Source organism: Pseudomonas sp. 20P_3.2_Bac5, assembly GCF_025466035.1.
Classification (GTDB): domain Bacteria; phylum Pseudomonadota; class Gammaproteobacteria; order Pseudomonadales; family Pseudomonadaceae; genus Aquipseudomonas.
Genome location: NZ_JANLOA010000137.1, coordinates 171,275 through 189,609 on the forward strand (window position 1 = coordinate 171,275; position 18,335 = coordinate 189,609).

14 protein-coding genes are annotated in these 18,335 nt (G+C 63.0%); 8 read left to right on the top strand and 6 right to left on the bottom strand.

Going from position 1 to position 18,335, the window contains the following annotated elements; genetic code table 11:
* Window positions 1-38: 38 nt before the first annotated feature.
* The 6 genes from NTD88_RS28430 to xseA form a co-directional block, all read right to left on the bottom strand.
* Window positions 39-443: a DUF6384 family protein gene (locus NTD88_RS28430; protein ID WP_095154249.1), complete on the bottom strand. Its 405-nt coding sequence runs from the start codon at window positions 441-443 to the stop codon at window positions 39-41.
* Window positions 440-1,582, bottom strand: coding sequence for a merozoite surface protein 3b (locus NTD88_RS28435; RefSeq protein ID WP_262155055.1), 1,143 nt, complete (start codon window positions 1,580-1,582; stop codon window positions 440-442). The genes NTD88_RS28430 and NTD88_RS28435 overlap by 4 nt, the downstream gene beginning before the upstream one ends.
* Window positions 1,583-1,591: 9 nt before the next feature.
* A complete protein-coding gene (locus NTD88_RS28440; protein ID WP_262155056.1) occupies window positions 1,592-2,932 on the bottom strand; it encodes a hypothetical protein in 1,341 nt (446 codons plus the stop codon).
* 226 nt (window positions 2,933-3,158) lie between these two features.
* On the bottom strand, window positions 3,159-4,832 hold the full coding sequence (leuA, locus tag NTD88_RS28445) for a 2-isopropylmalate synthase (protein ID WP_095154246.1): 1,674 nt from the start codon (window positions 4,830-4,832) through the stop codon (window positions 3,159-3,161).
* A 324-nt stretch (window positions 4,833-5,156) separates the two neighbouring features.
* Window positions 5,157-5,981, bottom strand: coding sequence for a peptidoglycan DD-metalloendopeptidase family protein (locus tag NTD88_RS28450; RefSeq protein ID WP_262155057.1), 825 nt, complete (start codon window positions 5,979-5,981; stop codon window positions 5,157-5,159).
* A 4-nt stretch (window positions 5,982-5,985) separates the two neighbouring features.
* Window positions 5,986-7,365 carry an exodeoxyribonuclease VII large subunit gene (gene xseA, locus NTD88_RS28455; protein ID WP_262155058.1) on the bottom strand — a complete coding sequence of 460 codons (1,380 nt, stop codon included), beginning with the start codon at window positions 7,363-7,365 and terminating at the stop codon, window positions 5,986-5,988.
* Window positions 7,366-7,794: 429 nt separating this feature from the next.
* On the opposite strand from xseA, the gene NTD88_RS28460 reads away from it, so the two are divergent.
* The 8 genes from NTD88_RS28460 to NTD88_RS28495 are packed head-to-tail and all read left to right on the top strand — an operon-like array spanning window position 7,795 to window position 18,117.
* Window positions 7,795-8,970 carry a hypothetical protein gene (locus NTD88_RS28460; protein WP_262155059.1) on the top strand — a complete coding sequence of 392 codons (1,176 nt, stop codon included), beginning with the start codon at window positions 7,795-7,797 and terminating at the stop codon, window positions 8,968-8,970.
* A 28-nt stretch (window positions 8,971-8,998) separates the two neighbouring features.
* Window positions 8,999-9,358: an iron-sulfur cluster assembly scaffold protein gene (locus NTD88_RS28465; protein WP_095154242.1), complete on the top strand. Its 360-nt coding sequence runs from the start codon at window positions 8,999-9,001 to the stop codon at window positions 9,356-9,358.
* 11 nt (window positions 9,359-9,369) lie between these two features.
* Window positions 9,370-10,560: a cysteine desulfurase family protein gene (locus NTD88_RS28470; RefSeq protein ID WP_262155060.1), complete on the top strand. Its 1,191-nt coding sequence runs from the start codon at window positions 9,370-9,372 to the stop codon at window positions 10,558-10,560.
* A complete protein-coding gene (locus NTD88_RS28475) occupies window positions 10,557-12,332 on the top strand; it encodes a fatty acyl-AMP ligase (RefSeq protein ID WP_262155061.1) in 1,776 nt (591 codons plus the stop codon). The genes NTD88_RS28470 and NTD88_RS28475 overlap by 4 nt, the downstream gene beginning before the upstream one ends.
* The gene (locus NTD88_RS28480; RefSeq protein ID WP_095154239.1) at window positions 12,329-12,673 is read left to right on the top strand and encodes an acyl carrier protein; all 345 of its coding nucleotides are present in this window, start codon (window positions 12,329-12,331) and stop codon (window positions 12,671-12,673) included. Before NTD88_RS28475 ends, NTD88_RS28480 begins: the two co-directional genes overlap by 4 nt.
* On the top strand, window positions 12,674-13,723 hold the full coding sequence (locus NTD88_RS28485) for a flavin-containing monooxygenase (protein WP_262191784.1): 1,050 nt from the start codon (window positions 12,674-12,676) through the stop codon (window positions 13,721-13,723).
* A gap of 29 nt (window positions 13,724-13,752) precedes the next feature.
* Window positions 13,753-16,899: an outer membrane lipoprotein-sorting protein gene (locus NTD88_RS28490; protein WP_262153470.1), complete on the top strand. Its 3,147-nt coding sequence runs from the start codon at window positions 13,753-13,755 to the stop codon at window positions 16,897-16,899.
* Window positions 16,900-16,902: 3 nt separating this feature from the next.
* Window positions 16,903-18,117: a DUF1302 family protein gene (locus NTD88_RS28495; protein ID WP_262153469.1), complete on the top strand. Its 1,215-nt coding sequence runs from the start codon at window positions 16,903-16,905 to the stop codon at window positions 18,115-18,117.
* Window positions 18,118-18,335 lie beyond the last annotated feature (218 nt).

Genomic DNA, 18,335 nt, shown 5'->3' on the forward strand with positions numbered 1-18,335 from the left:
CATAAAAAAGTCGCCTGCAAGGCGCTGTTGGCGGGTGTTTAGTGCTGAGTCGTCTGTGTTTGAGCTTCCTGATAAGCCTTGGAAAACCCGCGGCTGAAGCCGCTGCAGAACGACGTCCCAAACAGAATGGCGAACGCCAGCATGAAAATCAGCCACAGGCGGAACGCATTGCTGATGATGAGCCGGCCGAAAAACCTCTCCCTGACGTTCATGGGCTTCGCTTCGAACACCAGCCGATGCTGGAAGAATTCCCGCACGCCCTCGTTCACCAGTTCGTCATCGCACTCGATGCCCTGGCTCTTGTAATAGGCCCGGATACGCTCCGCGACTTCCGCCTCGCGCTTGGCCAGATCAAGGTGTTCCTCGATCTCCATGCGGCGGTGGCGCAGGTCGTCGACGAGGGCCATGGCCCCCATCTGTTCGGAAAGACGCCCGTTGCTCATTGCGCCGCCTTGGTCAGCAGTTCGGCAAAGGCGCGCTTGGCGTCTTCGACGGCGCTGGCGATGTCCTGCGCGGCCTTGGTGGACTCGGTGCGGTAGGTATCGGTCAGGGTTTTCATATCGTTCTGGAACGCCAGGGTGGCTTGGGCCAGGGCGCGCACGGAGTCTACGCGGATGGTCGAACCGTAACTGGCTTTCAGTGCATCGTTGAGTTGCTGCTGGGTGTTGCTGCCGAGGGCCTCCAGGCCTTTGCTGATGCCGTCGGTGGTGGCGTTGAGGGTGTGCGTCGCTTCCGCCATGCCCTGGTTGGCCGAGAACGACACCGCCAGGCTGGTGAGGACGATCTCGTTGGTGGAGAAGAACGACACCATGCGCTGGTATTGGCGCTCTTTCACCACATGCACCTGGCTGATGCGGGCGAAGACCATTTCCGCCGTGTTGTAGCCGACCCGCAGGTCGTCGGCGATGTCCTTGATGATCTGGTAGCGCTTGTCTTCGTTCTGCAGTTCACGCACGGCCAGGTCGCGTTTCAGTTCCAGCGCGGAGCGTTCCGCCCCGGCCAGTTCGCCGGCAGCTGTCACGGTGGTGTTTGCGTCGTCCAGTTCGCGGCTGCGTTGTGCCAGGGCCTCGGTGGCCACGGCCAGCACTTCCTGGGCGTTGACCTCGGCGGTCTTCATCGCCAGGCGGAAATCCATGTAGGACTCCAGAATCGCGTTTTCCCGCACGATCTGTTCATTGGCCAGTTTGCAGGCCTGTAGGTAATGCTTGCGGATGTCTTCGAAACGGCTGGGGATCGAGCCGCGACGCACGTTCATCCAGGTCAGCTTGAGGCGCTCCACGGTGTCGAGGCGGCCGTCTTCCATCCACAAGGCCATGGCGGCGGCGTCTTCGCGGATCGAGGTGAAGCTGTTGGTGATGTTCATGAAGCGGGTGGACACGTCCATGCCCTGGATCTGGTCGCGGACCATGCTGTTGAAGCTGGTGGACTGCTGCAGCACGGCGGCGATGGCGGTGACTTTCTCGTTGTCGTACTGCGCGACCTTGTCCAGCAACGCCAGCACCGGCGCTTCCTGAACAGGCTTGGGCATGTTGATGCCGATGGTGCGCAGGCCGGTGACGGCACGTTCGAGGTATTGGCTCATGGGGTGTCCTTACGAAGAAGAGAGTTCGGTGGCTGCGCCGGGCGCCGTTGTTGCCGGCTCCGGCACCTGATCGTTGAATAACAACCGTTGGTCGTTGAACAGGCTCATCAGGTCGTCCAGCGCCAGGTTTCGTTTCATGTAGCCAGTGATAAGACCGGTGCAGTCCAGCTCGGGCGGATAGGTGTAATAGCGTTCGTCGTCGTACACGCAGGGGCACTGGCCCTGGAAGTTCTCATCGCGGTGACAGGCGCAGGTGCACTGCTCGCCGCAGTCGGTTTCTTCCTCGCGCAAGGTGCGCAGGCCCCATTCCAGCTCCTTGGCGTGGTGATAGTCCTCCAGGGCCTTGTCGACGTTTTCCTCCAGGCCCTCGACCCGGTTGCTCGAATCAGCAAGCTTGCTCCAGTACTGGTTGAGCGTGTTGCTGTGTTCGGGGCACTCGTGCACCAGCATTTCGAGGATGTCATCGATGCTGTGGTTGCCCAGTTGGGCGTCGATCCAGCGCTCGATGTCCTGGGTGTAGCTGTCTTCGCAATCGATGAAGAGCACAAGCTGGTCGTAGGCCGCATTGGCCCGCGTCTTGGCGGCGATGATCTGCTTGGCCAGCAGTGTCCTGCGCAGCGTCGTGGCATCGGCACGCAGCCCGCCGCCAGCCTTCGCCCAGTTCGCCACATTCTGCTCATCGAGCGTCAGCAGCCTGGCGTTGTGCGCTTCCACCAACGTTGCGACGCTGTCGGGCATGGAGCGCAGAATCAGTTCGTTGCGGCGGTTTTCGCGGTAATTGACCTTGCTCGCCAGCCAGTCATCACACTGGCGGAACAGCCGCCCGCGGGAATAGTCGTCCGTGCCATAGCGCCGGGTGCGCAGGTACACGTAGAACGGGTTGGTTTCGTAGGCCGGCATCTTCTTGTCGCGCTCTTCGATGAGCTGCGCCAGCGAGTCTTGCAAGCGTTGCCGCGCCTGGATGATGTCTTGCCCCTGGCGCATCAGCGAGGTGTAGTCCGGGTGCAGGATGTGTGCCTGCCACAACTGCGGAAGTCGCTGCTCCCGCTGGTTGACCAGCGCGCGGAACTCGCTGACCAGTTGGGTGATGTCGTTCTCCACTTCTGCCAGTTGCGCGCGGTATTTCGACTCCTGCTGCTGGCGTTCCTGCAGCGCATGGCGCACCTGCTGATCGAGGGCCGGGTGCTCGATCGGCGCGGCTTCGATACGGCGCAGGTTGGCAATGGTGTCCTGGGTCAGCAGCATGTCTTGGGCGGTGGCTTTCGACAGTGTCGTCTGAAGTCCGGTCAGGATGTTTTCGTAGTGGCGAACGTTGTCTTCGACAAGCGCCATGAGGGAGCCGGGAGTCATGGGCGTGGGTGTCCGGAGTCTTGAGGCGGTAGGCCGTGAGCAGATCGGGAGGTGCTCGGAGGGAAACTCATTTCGTCCGTGATCTCGATGCGGTGAGGGGGTAACGCGGTCGTCGCAGTATATCCAGCAGCACAAGCAAAATAATGGCATTTCCCCGGGTGTTCAAACAAAAAAAGCCCGCCTCCAGAGAGGCGGGCTTTTCAGTGTGACGACAGCGCGGTCTGGCTTACGCCGCCTTCGCCGCCTGCTGGCTCAGGGAGCGGTTCAGCGCGCTGAACAGGGCCTTGAAGCTGGCGGTGGTGATGTTTTCATCGATGCCCACGCCGTGCACCGGACGACCACCGGCAACGCGCAGTTCGATGTACGCCGCGGCCTTGGCGTTGGTGCCGGCGCCGATGGCGTGTTCGTTGTAGTCCATGATTTCCACGGCGACCGGCAGGCCGGCAACCAGGGCTTCCAGGGCGCCATTGCCCTTGCCGCGCCAGTGCAGGGTGGTCTCGCCTTCGCCGGCGACTTCCACTTCCACGGCGCTGTGGCCGTTTTCTTCCTGCAGGCGATGGCTGACCAGCGCATACGGTGCGTTGGCCTGGAGGTATTCGCGGTGCAGCAGGTTGTAGATCTGCTGGGCGGTCATTTCCAGGCCCAGGCGGTCGGTTTCACCCTGGACAACCTGGCTGAACTCGATCTGCATGCGGCGCGGCAGGCTGATGCCGTATTCCTGTTCGAGCAGGTAGGTGATACCGCCTTTGCCCGACTGGCTGTTGACGCGGATCACCGCCTCGTAGCTGCGGCCGATGTCGGCCGGGTCGATCGGCAGGTATGGCACTTCCCACAGGGTGCCTTCTTTCTGCTGGGTGAAGCCCTTGCGGATGGCGTCCTGGTGCGAGCCGGAGAACGCGGTGTGAACCAGATCGCCGACATACGGGTGACGTGGGTGCACCGGCAACTGGTTGCATTCCTCGACGACCTTGCGAACGCCGTCGATGTCGGAGAAGTCCAGCTCAGGGTCGATGCCCTGGGTGTAGAGGTTCAACGCCAGGGTCACCAGGTCGACGTTGCCGGTACGCTCGCCGTTGCCGAACAGGCAGCCTTCAGCGCGGTCGGCACCAGCCATCAGGCCCAGTTCGGTGGCGGCGACGCCGGTGCCACGGTCGTTGTGGGTGTGCAGGCTGATCAGCACGCTGTCGCGGCGGTTGACGTTGCGGCAGAACCATTCGATCTGGTCGGCGTAGACGTTCGGCGTCGAGACTTCGACGGTGGCCGGCAGGTTGAGGATGATCTTGTGGTCCGGGGTCGGGTTCCACACTTCGATGACCGCGTCGCAGACTTCCTTGGCGAACTCCAGTTCGGTGGCGCTGAAGGTTTCTGGCGAGTACTCGAAGGTCCAGTGGGTTTCAGGCTGCTGGGCGGCATATTTGACGAACAGCTTGGCCGCGTTCACCGCGATGTCCTTCACGCCTTGCTTGTCCTGATTGAAGACGATGCGACGGAACGACGGGCAGGTGGCGTTGTACAGGTGGACGATGGCTTTTTTCGCGCCACGCAGGGACTCGAAGGTCCGCGCGATGAGGTCTTCGCGAGCCTGGGTCAGGACCTGGATGGTGGTGTCGTCAGGGATGTGGCCGTCTTCGATCAGGGTACGCACGAAGTCGAAGTCGGTTTGCGAGGCGGACGGGAACGACGCCTCGATCTCTTTCACGCCAACGCTGACCAGGGTCTTCCAGAAACGCAGCTTCTTCTCGGCATCCATCGGCTCGATCAGCGACTGGTTGCCGTCGCGCAGGTCGGAGCTGCACCAGATCGGCGCCTGGGTGATGGTCTTCGACGGCCAGGTACGGTCAGGCAAGTCGATGGTCGGGAAGGCGCGGTATTTCTTCGAAGGGTCTTTGAGCATGGACATCAGAGCAATCCTTTAAATGCGGCCTGGAACGGGCCTGCCGGATACGAATTTTTTTGGAAGGGGCGAGGCGACGCGATTCAGCTTGGTAGTCGTGCACTGACCAGGCAAAGGCTGCGGTGTTGGCGGAGCAGGATGAGGGTTTTGGCGGTTTTCATGCCCTCAACCCTAACCAGTGGGGTGAAAGATGGCAAGCACCTGGGAAAAATTGATAGAAATGTGCGGAAACAGCTTTTTATCGACATTTAATCGCGGGTTGTAACGAAAAAGACCGCGTCGGTTGCGCGGTCTTTTCGATTGGCGCAAGCGCGCCATTCGGGCGGTGGCTCAGGGCTGGAAAGCACCGATGAAAATTGCCGGATCGACCCGCGCATCGTTGAGGCTGATGTTCCAGTGCATGTGCGGCCCGGTGGCGCGGCCGGTGGAGCCGACCTTGCCGACCACCGCGCCGCGGCTCACGACCTGGCCGGTCTTCACGTCGATTTTCGACAGGTGGCAGAACATGCTGATGAAGCCTTGGCCGTGATCGACGAACACGGTGTTGCCGTTGAAGAAGTAGTTGCCGGTGAGGATCACCTTGCCGTTGGCCGGGGTCTTGATCGGCGTGCCGGCGGGTACGGCGAAGTCCAGGCCGGAATGCGGGTTGCGTTCTTCACCGTTGAAGAAGCGGCGCACGCCGAAGCGGCTCGACAGCGGTCCGCTGACCGGTTTGTCCAGCAGCAGGTTGCTCGGCGTGCCCGGGCTGAAGCTGCGGTAGGCCTTCAATTGCTCGGCCAGTTCGGCGTCGATGCGCTTGAGGTCGGCCGGGTCCGGGTTGACCTGGCGCTGGTTTTTCAGGGTGATGCGCTGTTCCTGATACTTCTTGCTGCCGACGTTGAAGCTCAGCGTGCGGGAGCCTTGGGTGATGCTGGCGGCGCCCGGCTTCTGGGTCAGCGGGATGCCGACGATGGCCAGCCAGTTGTCCTGTTCCTTGACCACCAGCACCGGCTTGCCGTCGAAACGGGCGGTCAGCGGCTGGGCGGACGGGCCGAGGTCGACCACGGCGACGCCGCCGGGCACCGGCTTGTTCAGTTGGCGGGTGATGTAGCTGGCCTGGGCACTGCTGGCGAAGGTCAGGCAGAGCAGGAGCAGCGAGGCAAACAGTCTTGGCATGGATTCAGTCCAGTAGGGAAAGCGTGACCGGCGTCTGGTGGTTGTCTTCGACCCGCACCAGCAGTTCGCCTTCGCCCAGGCGGGCTTTCAGGCGCTGGCCGTTGTGCGTCTGCGCGGCGCTGCGGATCGCCTGGCCGCGCTCGTCGAGGAGGATGCTGTAGCCGCGACCCAGCGTCGCCAGCGGGCTGACCACTTCGAGCATTTGCACCTGACTCTGGAGCTGCTGGCGACGGTCCTTGAGGGTGTCGCGCATGGCGCGCGGCAGGCGCTCGGCGAGGTTGTCGAGGCGTTGCTTGAGCAGCGCCAGGGTGCGTCCGGGATGTTGCGCGGCGAGGCGCGTGTCGAGTCGCGCCAGGCGCTCGCGGCGCTGGTTCAGGCGCTGCTCGAAGGCGCGGCGCAAACGCATGTCGAGGTCGTCCAGGCGCTGCGCTTGCTGGCGTAGCCGTTCGCCGGGATGACGCAGGCGGCGGGCCAGGCTGTCGAGGCGCAGGCGATCGTGGCTCAGGCGGCTTTGCATGCGCAGCAGCAGGCGCCGTTGCAGGCTTTCCAGGCGGCGTTGCAGGTCGCTGCTGTCCGGCGCCAGCAGCTCGGCGGCGGCCGAGGGCGTCGGGGCGCGGACGTCGGCGACGAAGTCACTGATGGACACGTCGGTTTCATGGCCGACGGCGCTGACGATGGGCGTCACACAGGCGGCGATGGCGCGGGCCACGGCTTCTTCGTTGAAGCACCAGAGGTCTTCCAGCGAGCCGCCGCCACGGGCCAGGATCAGCGCGTCGAAGCCCTGGGCATCGGCTTTTTGCAGGGCGCGGACAATCTGCCCGATGGCTTCGCGGCCCTGCACGGCGGTGGGGATCAGGTTCAGTTCGACTTGCGGCGCGCGGCGGCGGAATACGCTGATGATGTCGCGGATCACCGCGCCGGTGGGCGAGCTGATGATGCCGATGCGTTGCGGGTGAGCGGGCAGGGCGCGCTTGCGTTCGGTGGCGAACAGGCCTTCGGCGCTGAGCTTCTCTTTCAATGCTTCGAAGGCCAGGCGCAGCGCGCCGTCGCCGGCCGGCTCGACGGTGTCGAGGATCAGTTGGTAGTCGCCGCGGCCTTCGAAGAGCGAGACCTTGCCGCGCACCTTGACCGCCAGGCCGTCGCGCAACGCCTGGCGAACCCGCGCGGCGTTATTGCGAAACAGCGCGCAACGCACCTGGGCGCCGCTGTCCTTGAGGGTGAAGTAGATGTGGCCGGAAGCCGGGCGGGCGAGGTTGGATATCTCGCCCTCGACCCAGATGCTGCTGAAAACATCTTCCAGCAGCACGCGGGCGCGGCCGTTGAGTTGGCTGACGGTGAGGACTTCACGGTCGAGGCCGAGGCGTTCGAAAGGGTCTCTGATCATGGGGCGGCACTATAAAGGATCGCGGGGTGGGGTGTCCTGCCTATCCGGTACATAGGACAACACTCTGAAAGCCTGTAGAAATTACAGCGATCTTTGTAAGTCACTGCTTGACTCTGAAGTCACTAGAGGGTTTATCGTCCGCTCATCGAAGTATTCAATGGACCGCACAAACCGCCCTGGTTTGTGATCTTCAACAAGGATGTTGATGAAATGAACGATCCCTGATCCCCCTCCCTTAATACGCGAAGCGTAACTTTTCGCGTGCCCGTAAGTTCGCCCGTACAACCCGGCCTGATTGAAGGGCCGCTGTTGCGCTGTCGGCTGGGCGTTGAAAAACATCAATAACATTATCGAACGTTGTCCGTTCGGTTCGTGGCTACCTGCGCTTGTGTGTTTTTACAATAAACATCAATGGAAATGAGGAACTTCATGAACAGCAGCGATTTCTCCGTACGCCTGAAAGAAATGGGTATCGACCCCTTGAAAGCGGCGGCAGCATCGGTTTCGGAACTTTATCGGTTGCCGCAGAGCACACTCGATGACATCAAGACGTCGTTGATTGTCGACGCCTTCCGCTTTCACTACCGTAATAACGCTTATTATCGGCAGGCCTGTAACAGCAAGGGCATCACTGAAGACAGCATCGCGACCTTCGATGACCTGATCCGCATTCCGCTGGTGCCGATCGCCAAGTTCAAGTCCGCCAGCAGTCACGAGTTGCTGTCCAAGCCGCTTGCGCAGATCGAACACGAAATGCGCAGCACCGGCACCAGCGGTATTCCGAGTATTTCCCGGCGCTGCCATGAAACCGTCGATGTTGCGGTGGTGGCGATCTATGCGATGTACCGCGAGTTCCTCGGTATTTCCAAAGGCGCGGGCTTGTATATCTGCCCGTCCACCGAGGAAATCCCGGAGATGGGCATGATCAAGGCACTGAACATGCTCGCCGGCATGCTCGATACCCATCGGTTCATGGTCAAGCAGGAGCGCTTCGTTCCCGAGCAGGCCATCGAACAGCTCAAGGGCTGGGAAAACCAGTTCACCCGCCACATCATCGGCCCGCCGTTCCTGATCTATCGCCTGCTGCAGTTCCTCAAGCAGACCGGCCAGCGCCTGACCCTGGACCGCGGCAGCCGGGTGATCACCCTCGGCGGCTGGAAGCGCTTTACCGGGCAGATGATTTCGCGCCGCGAATTCAACCTGATGTGCCAGGAATACCTCGGCATCGATCCAGGTTCGGTGCGCGACATCTACGCGCTGGTGGAATCCAACGTCATGGCCATTGATGACGAACACCAGGTCAAGCACGTTTCGCCCTATGTGCACTTCACCGTGCGCGACATGAACGACCTGAGCCGTGAAGTCGCGCCGGGCGAGAAGGGCGTGTTGGGGATTCTCGATCCGCTGGCGCTGGCGACGCCGGGAATGATCCTGACCGAGGACGTCGTCATCCTGCTGCCGGGTGAAAGTCCGTCGGGACGCAGTGGCCAACGCATGGAATATGTAATGCGAGCGCCATCGTCGCTGGAGTTTGGTTGCTGTGCGGTGAACCTGGAAAAAACCATGGACGGACAAACCTCGAGCACCTGCCCGATCGCCAGTTGATAGTGTGGACCTCGCAAAAGGACTTTGTATGTTCAACGATATTATTGTCAGAAACTTTTCCGACCCTGTATACGCCGCCGAAGTTGATGAACAGGCCGCCGCCATCGAGCTGGGTAATCCGGTGTGTGGCGACCGTATTCGCGTGCAGTTCGAAGTGCTCGATCGCGCTATTCAGAATGTTCGTTATCAGGCCTGGGGCTGTGCAACTTCCCTGGCCACCGGAAATATATTCTGCGCGCAGATAGACGGTAAGTCCCTCGATACGCTCGAGGCTATTACCAGTACCGACATGCAACAGATGTTAGGCGAAATAGAACCTTCGCAACATCATTGCCTGGAAATGCTCAAGTCACTCTTTATCCAGCTACGGCAATACAACGCCGCCTGAGGAAGAACAGGATGTCGACCCACGGTTATTTCGATTACAACGCAACGACACCGATGTACAAGGAAGCTTCTCATGCACTGAGCGAGGCCTTGAACCACTTCGGTAACCCGTCGAGCGTCTACACGCTGGCCAAACAGAACCGCAACGCCCTGGCCATCGCACGGCAACAGGTCGCCGGTTTGATGAACTGCGCGCCGGCCGAGCTGACCTTCACCTCGGGAGGAACCGAGGCCAACAACTGGGCGATCAAGGGCTCGTTGCTCGCCTGCGGCGCAATCGGTCGTGTGGCCCAGCCCACCCACCTCATCATTTCGGCGATCGAGCACTCGTCGATCCTCGAGATCGCCGCTCACCTGGAGCGGGTCTTCGGCTTCGAGATCACCCGCCTGGCGCCGGACCGTGAAGGCCTGGTGAGCGCGGAGCGGGTACGCCAGGCCCTGCGAGAAAACACCCGGCTGGTCTCGATCATGCTGATGAACAATGAAGTTGGCACCTTGCAGCCGGTGGGCGAGATCGCCCGGGTGCTGCAGGGTCGCGGCATCCATTTCCATGTCGATGGCGTGCAGGCGGTGGGCAAGATACCCGTGGATGTCCAGGCGTTGGGCATCGACACCCTGTCGTTCGCCGGGCACAAGTTCTGCGGGCCCAAGGGCGTCGGCGGCCTGTATATGCGCAGCGGCGTGGTCCTTGAGCCGCTGCTGCATGGCGGTGGCCAGGAAGGTGGCCTGCGCGGCGGCACGGAGGCCTCGGCGCTGGTCACCGCCATGGGCGTGGCCGCCGAGGTGGCGGCAGCGGCCATGCCCGACACCATCGCGCGCATGGGCATTTACCGCGAGCACCTGATCGAGCAACTGCAACTGCGGATTCCCGGCGTGACCATCCATGGCTCGGCGGACCCGGCGAAGCAGGCGCCCAATACCCTCAGCGTGTGCATCGCGGGGATTCGCGCCGAGTCCCTGGCAGCGCTGCTGGACCAGATGCATGGCATTCAGGTCTCGCTTGGTTCCGCCTGTTCCAGCAACAACGCCAAGTCGCTGTCCCATGTGCTGGTGGCCATGGGACTTGGCGAGGCGGCGATCCAGTCGACCATGCGCGTCAGCCTCGGTCCGCTGACCACCGAGGACAGCCTCGAACGTTTCGTCGGCGCGGTCGAGGCGGGGATCCGCATGCTGCGGCGGATCAGCGGAGAGGTGCCAGCATGAGCCGGCTGATCCCGCTGGACCGCGCCGGCACCATCCTCGACTGCCTCGATCACTACGCGGCGTCCCAGCCCGACGCGCCGGCCTACACCTTCGTCGGCCACAAGGAGGAGGACCGGCAGGTGCTCAGCTACGGCGAGTTGCACCAGCGCGCCACGGGCTATGCGACGGTTCTGCGCGACGCCGGGCTGGCGCACAGGAATGTCCTGCTGCTGTTTCCCACCGGGCTGGATTTCATCGTGGCGTTCTTCGCCTGTGCTTATGCGCGAGCGGTTTCGATTCCGGCCAATCTGGCGCGCAACAGCCATCACTACACCCGCCTCGGACAGATCGTGGAAAACGCCGGCGCCGCTGCAGTATTGACCGTGCCCGAGCTGCAAACCTCGATCGCCGAAGGACTGGGCCGGCGTGAGGACCTGAAGTTTTACTGCGAGCCGCTTGCTGCAAACCCGGCCTGTGCGCAACTGACCCGCCCGGACCCTGAGCAACTGGCGTTCATCCAATACACCTCCGGCTCCACTGGTGTGCCCAAGGGCGTGATGGTCCGGCACTCGCAACTGATCGCCAACGAGCGCGCGATCCATTCCGTCCTGCAACTGGGCGAGGGTGTTGTCGGCGCTGGCTGGTTGCCGCAGTTTCACGACATGGGCCTGATCGGCGCGCTGCTGCAACCCATCTCCCTGGGCGGCCACTATGTGTTCATGTCGCCGCTGCATTTCCTGCAGCGGCCGCTGCGCTGGCTGACCTTGCTCAGCCAGTACGGCGCAGCGGCTACCGGAGCACCGAACTTCGCCCTGGCCTTGTGCGTGCAGGCCGAGGTCGACGAACGCACGGCGGCGCAACTGGACCTGTCGGCGCTGCGCGTGCTCTTCTGCGGTGCCGAACCGATCAGCGCCACGGTGCTGGACCGTTTCGAAGAAAAGTTCGCCCGCTACGGCCTGCGCACGGGAACGGTCACGCCGTGCTACGGCCTGGCGGAAGCGACCCTGATCGTGTCCGGTGGCGTGGCGGCGAATGGGCAAAGGGTGCTGAACGTCGCCCGCAAGGACCTGGAAAACGGCATCGCCATCATCGCCAGCGAGGTCGATCAGGACGCGCAGGCCCTGGTCAATTGCGGTCCTGTGGTGCGTGATCATCAGGTGGCAATCGTCGATCCCGACAGCCGTCGCCGCGTCGACGACGGCCAGACGGGCGAGGTCTGGTTTTCCGGCCCCAGCGTCGCCTCAGGTTACTGGGCCAACGCCCAGGCCAGCGCTGCCACCTTCGGCGCCACCACCGCTTGCGGCCAAGGCCCGTGGATGCGCACCGGCGACCTGGGTTTTGTCCACGATGGAAGCCTGTATATCGCCGGCCGGATCAAGGAATTGATCATTCTGCGCGGACGCAATGTTCACCCCCATGACCTGGAAACCAGCCTGCGCGATGTGCATCCAGCACTCGGCGAGGCCGCCATTGCGGTGTTCGCCGTCGAGGCCGGCCCGAGCCCGCAGGTGGTTGCCTGGATCGAGTTTCCCCGTCGCGACCGCAGCGCCGGCGACCTGGATTTCCCGAGTCTCACTCGCCAGTTGCGTGCGGTGCTGATGGCCGCCCACGAAGTGCGCCTGGAAGACATCGCCTACCTGTACCAGGGCGCGATTCCGCGCACCTCAAGCGGCAAGGTGCAGCGTCATCTGTGCGCCAGCCGCCACCTCGACGGCAGCATCGAACAGCACCGCCTGCTGATCCACTCCACCCGCCAACCGACCCCGTCCTGCCTGGAGGCCATCGCGCCATGACCGCCGATCTGAACCTGACCGTCCCGTTGCCCAATGCCGCCTGGTCCGCGGAGGAAGGCCTGGCCGCCGTCAAAGCGCTGATCAAGACACGCCTGCGGGATTACCTGCGGGTGCATCAGCCGGATTTCGTCGAGGAGATTCACGACAACTTGTCGTTCGACTACATCGGCCTCGACTCGGTGGCCCGGGTCGAACTGGTGGCAGCGCTGGAGCGGCACCTGGGTATCGCCCTCGACCCGACCGCCGCCTATGACTTCGTCACCGTCGGCGCCCTGGCCAGCTTTGTCTGGTCGGAGCTGTCCGGCGAATCCCTCGACCTGAAAGCCGCGCTGGGGGTCTGAATGCTCGACTGTCTCGTTATCGGCGGCGGGCAATCGGGCCTGCTGTGCGGGCATTTACTGGCGCGGGCCGGCATCGACTACCGGGTGCTCGATGCCGGCCCGCGCGCCGGCGAGGTCTGGCGGCAACGGCCTGCCAGCCTGCGGCTGTTCACCTCGCGGCAGTTCTGTCGTCTGGCGGATCTGCCGATGCCCGGCGACCCCGAGGGCTATGCCTCAGGCCATGAATTTGCCGATTACCTGGAAGCGTTCGCCCGGGCGAAGCAGGTGCGGGTGTCCTTCGCTACCCGCGTGGCGCGGTTGAGCGCGGTTGCAAACGGCTTCGAGGCACTGCTGGAAAATGGCGAAGTCATTCGCTGCCGCAGCGTGATCAACGCCACCGGCTCCAACCAGGCGCCGGTCGTGCCCGGTTTTGCCCAGAAGCTCGATCCGCGGGTCGTGCAATTGACCGCCGGCGAGTTTCGCGATGCCGGCTTTATGCCCGCCGGCTCTCGGATCGCCGTGGTCGGTGACGGCGCCAGCGGGCGGCAGATCGCCCTGGAACTGGCCGCGCAACACAGGGTGATTTTGGCCTGTGGGCGTCAGCGCAAGCTGGTGCCGAATCGGGTGCTGGGCAAGGACGTGTTCTGGTGGTTGAACAGCCTGGGAATCCTGTCGGCCCAGCACGATACCTGGGTCGCGGGAATCATCAGAAAGCGCGATCCGATTCCGGTGGCGAGTGCCAACAACAACGCACTGGCACAACGGGGTGTGGAGATCAGAGCACGCGCCATCGATGCCAATGAAACCGGGCTGATCTTCCAGGACCAGCGTCACGAGCCGGTCCAGGCGGTGATCTGGTGCAACGGTTATCGGGAAGACACCGGCTGGGTTCAACTGCCCGGCGCAGAAGCCTTTGGCGCAGGTATTGGGCATGAGGGCCGCACGTCGCACGCGGGCTTTTTCCTGATGGGCCGCAAGTGGCTGAGTTGTCGCGCGTCGGAACTTGTGGTCGGCGCCAATAACGACGCTGCCCGCGTCGTCGAATATGTCCGGGAGTATCTGGGCAACTAACCGCAGTTCATCTGAAGGATGAGTTGAACATGATAAGAAATACAGTTGCCTGGATCGTCAGATCCCGGTTGTGGGTTCTTATTGCCCTGAGTTTGGCCACGGTGCTGTTCGCCACCCAGGTCAGAAACCTGCAGATCGTCATCAACCCCAACACCATGTTGCCGCAGGCGCACCCGAGTGTGATCGGCACCAACCTGGCCGAATCGCTGTTCGGTTCCAAGCATGTGGTGGTCATCGGCATCAGTGCGGCGGAGGGCGGTAGCGCGCTGACCCCGCGCATTCTCACGACCCTCGGCGAGCTTTCCACGCAGATCAGTACGCTGCCCGGGGTCAAGGGCCATACGCTGATGAGCGTCACGGCGAACAAGGCCAAGTCGATTGCCGGGGCCGCCGACGAAATGCGCGTCGAACCGCTGCTGGACACACCGATCGACGCCGGCGCCATCACCCGCCTGCAGGAGCGCCTCGCCAATAATCCGGTGTATCGCGGCACGCTGGTGTCGGAGGATGGCAGCCTGGTGTCGCTGTCGTTTGCGATCCACGCCGACCAGGGCGGTTTCCGCAAGATCATGGACGGGGTGCAGAAGGTCATCGACGAACACCGCGCGCCGGACCTGAAAATCACCGCCAGTGGCTCGCCGGTGTTTTTCGCCGCGGTGGAACGCTTCGCCCAGCGCATGGCCATTCTGTTTCCCATCGCCCTGCTGATTATCGGCCTGATCCACCTGGAAGCCTTCCGCACTGTGCAGGGCCTGATCCTGCCGCTGCTCACCGCGGTGCTCGCGGTGATCTGGGGGCTGGGCATCATGGGCGCGGTCGGCGTGCCGATGGATGCGTTCAACGCCACCACGCCGATCCTGATCCTCGCCGTCGCTGCCGGGCATGCCGTGCAGATCCTCAAGCGCTATTACGAGGAGTACGACAAGCTCACCCTCGGCGGCGTGCCGGGCTCGCCGCAGCAGCTCAACGACCAGGCGATCATCCAGTCCCTCAGCCGGGCCGCGCCGGTGATGCTGACGGCGGGGGGCGTGGCGGTGCTGGGCTTCTTTTCCCTGGTCACCTTCGAGATCGCCACCATCCGCACCTTTGGCCTGTTCACCGGCCTTGGCATTCTCAGCGCGCTGTTCATCGAGCTGACGTTTATCCCGGCCCTGCGCAGCTACTTGCCGGCGCCCGCGGTCAAGCCCCCTGTCGACCAGGGCCCGAGGGTCTGGGATCGCCTGGCCGACCACCTGACCGGGCTGATCCTCAAGCGCCGCGGGCTGATCGTTTCGCTGTTCATGGCGGTCGCGTTGCTGTCCTCCATCGGCCTGCTGTTCCTCAACAAGGAAAACTCGACCAAGAGTTATTTCGGCCGCGGCCTGGCGGTGTATCAGGACGATGAATTCCTCAACCGCAAGCTGGCCGGAACCAACACCCTCTACGTGGTGTTCCAGGGCCAGCAGACCGACAGCCTGAAAGACCCGCGCACCCTGCGCCTGATCGAAGACACCCAGCGCTTTATCGAAACCCTGCCGGACGTCGGCAAGACCACCTCCATCGTCGATTTCATCAAGCAGATGAGCCAGTCGATGAACGAAGGCGACCCGCGCTACTTCCGCGTGCCGGACGCCCAGGACATGGTTTCCCAGTACCTGCTGCTGTACTCCATGTCCGGCGATCCCACCGACTTCGATGCCTATATCGACTACGAGTACCGCAACGCCAGCCTGATCGTCTGGACCCGCAACGACAGCAGCACCTACGCCGCCGGCCTGGTACAAGCGATTCGCGGCTTCGTGCAGGAGCGCCTGCCGCCGGGGGTGAAGGTGCAGATCGGCGGCAGCGTTCCGCAGTCGTCGGCCCTCAGCGAAACCCTGGTGCACGGCAAGATCATGAACATCCTGCAGATGATGGGCGTGATCCTGCTGGCCGGCGCCTTGGTGTTCCGCTCGCTGATGGGCGGCGTTTACCTGGTCGTGCCGCTGGCGGTGACCGTGCTGGTCAACCTCGGCGTAATGGGCGCCACCGGCATTCCGCTCAACACCCCCAACTCGGTGGCGTCGGCCATGGCCATCGGGATCGGCGCCGACTACGCCATCTACATCCTCTACCGCATGCGCGAGGAACTGCAGCGGGTCGAGGATTTCGACCTGGCCCTGCGGGAAACCATGCGCACCGCCGGCAAGGCGGTGGTCTATGTCGCCACGGCGATTGCCGGCGGCTACTCGGTGCTGATGCTGTCGTTCAACTTCTATATCCACATCTGGTTCGGCTTCCTCATCGTGCTGTCGATGATCGTCAGCGCGCTGTGCGCCCTGGTGCTGATCCCGGCGCTGATGAAGGCCTTCCCGCCAACTTTCCTGCGAGTCCGCGAAATGAAAAAACCACTGCCCGGTGCGGTTCTGCCGTTGCTGTTTGCCCTTGCCATCGGCGTGCTGCTGCGGCCGGACAGCGCCCTGGCCGTGGGCGCCGATGCCGACGACATCATGTCGCGCAGCTACCAGGCGACGCGCATGGACAGCTCCCTGTCGCAATCGACCTTCACCCTGACCAACGCCTCCGGCCAGGAGCGGGTGCGCAAGACCTTCGCCGCGACCCGCCTGCAGGATGACGCCACGCACAATCGCCGTGTCATACGCTTCCTGTCGCCGGGCGATGTGCGCAACACCACCACGCTGATCATTGAAAAGCCCGCGCAGGATGATGTCTGGGTGTACCTGCCGACCCTGAAAAAGGCCCGGCGCCTGGCCAGCAGCAACAACAACCGCAGCTTCGTCGGCACCGACCTGACCTACGGCGACCTGATCGGCCACAAGCCCCAGGACTGGACCCACCGCCTGCTGCGCGAGGAGACCTTGGAGGGCGTTCCCACCCAGGTCATCGAGTCGCTGCCGAAGTCTGCGGAAATCGCCAGCAATACCGGCTATTCGAAGCGCATCAGTTGGGTGGCCAACGACTCCTTCGTGGCGGTCCGCACGGAGCTTTACGACGCCAGCCAGGCACTACAGAAAACCGTGCTCAGCAGCGAATTGAAGGCGGTCGATACGGCGCGACAGAAGTACCAGCCGATGCTGGTCAAGGTCAGCAATCACCAGACCGGCCACTCGACCACCGTGCGGATGGACAGCTTCGAAGCCAACGTCGCGGTGAGCGACAACTACTTCACCAACGGCTACCTCGAACGGCAAGAGTGAACCATGCGCGCCCAACTGCTTATCCTGTTTGCCGCTGTCGGCGCCTTCAGCGAGTTTGCCCGCTCGCAGAGCCTGCCGTTCGGTGAGTGCCGCACCGGCTACTGGTCGTCCAACCGCAATCTGGACGACCACGGCGACATCGCCAAAGGCACCTGCCTGATCAATTGGAACCTCGATCTCGCCGAGCAGACACGCCTGGTGCTCGCGGCGCGGGCCGGGATCGACGACAGCGCGCAAGCGGACGGCTACAGCGGCCGCCTGCGCGAGGGCTATATCGAAACCGGCAACGATGCGTGGCGCTGGCGAGTGGGACGGCAGGTCATCGCCTGGGGCCGTTCGGACCGGATCAATCCCACCGATTACCTGTCGCCGCGGGACTTCACCCTGCTGGTGCCCGAGGACGACGAGCAGCGCATGGGCCTCAATGCGGTTCAGGTTCGCCATGGCTTCAATGACAGCCTGTCGCTGACCGCGGTGCTGGCGGATTTCGACGCCAACCGCATGCCTCAGGGAACCCTGCCGAGCAACCTGGACAAGCGCGACGAACCCGATGCCCTCGAAACGGCACTGAAACTCGACCATGCCGGCGACAGCCTGGACTGGTCGCTGTCGTGGTTCGATGGCTACGAACGGGCGCCGCGTTATCAGGCGGTGATGACCCCGGCGCTACGTTTCATCAGCGCCTACGAACGTAAGCGCGCCATCGGCGCGGACTTTGCCTGGGCAGCGGGTGAGTGGACGGTGCGCGGCGAGTTCGCTCATGAGCGTTTGTCGCTGGACTGTTCGGGGTGCCGTGACGAACGGCGCAAGAGCACGCGGATCGTGGTGGGCGCCGACCGTAATTTCGGCGAGTCGGCCAACGTCAATCTGCAACTGTTCGGGGTCTTTCGCGACTACCGGGAGCCGGCAGACAGCGGGATTTTGCGGCTGATCGAAGAGGGCGAGGATCGCCTGAATTCCGAGTTCGGCCGCCGCGACTGGGGACTGACCACACGGATTTCCGACATGTTCTTCAATGAGCGGCTGAAGCTGGAAATGTCCGCCGTAGCCGACCTCACCGGCAGCAGTTATGTGGTTCGGCCACGGGCCAGCTATTCGCTCACTGACTCGGTGAAGTTGGGGGCGGGCGTGGATCACTTCCACGGTGCCCGGCAGAGTTATTTCGGGGTGAGGAAGAAGAACAGCGTGACGTTCATGGAGTTGAGTCTGGTGTTCTGAGGCGGCGGGCTGGCTGCGCTGAGCAGCCGACCTCAGGCTTTAAGGTTCGGAATTGTTTAGTGCTCACTGTGGGGGAACAGGTTTGGCTCCGATGCAATCCCGGATGCTAGGGCCGATGTAGGTCATTCCGACCCATACGCCTCCGCCACGGTCCCAGCTCAATCTACCTCCGGAATATGCAAGGTCATAGATGACGGTTTCGCCGATCAGTTGGTTGT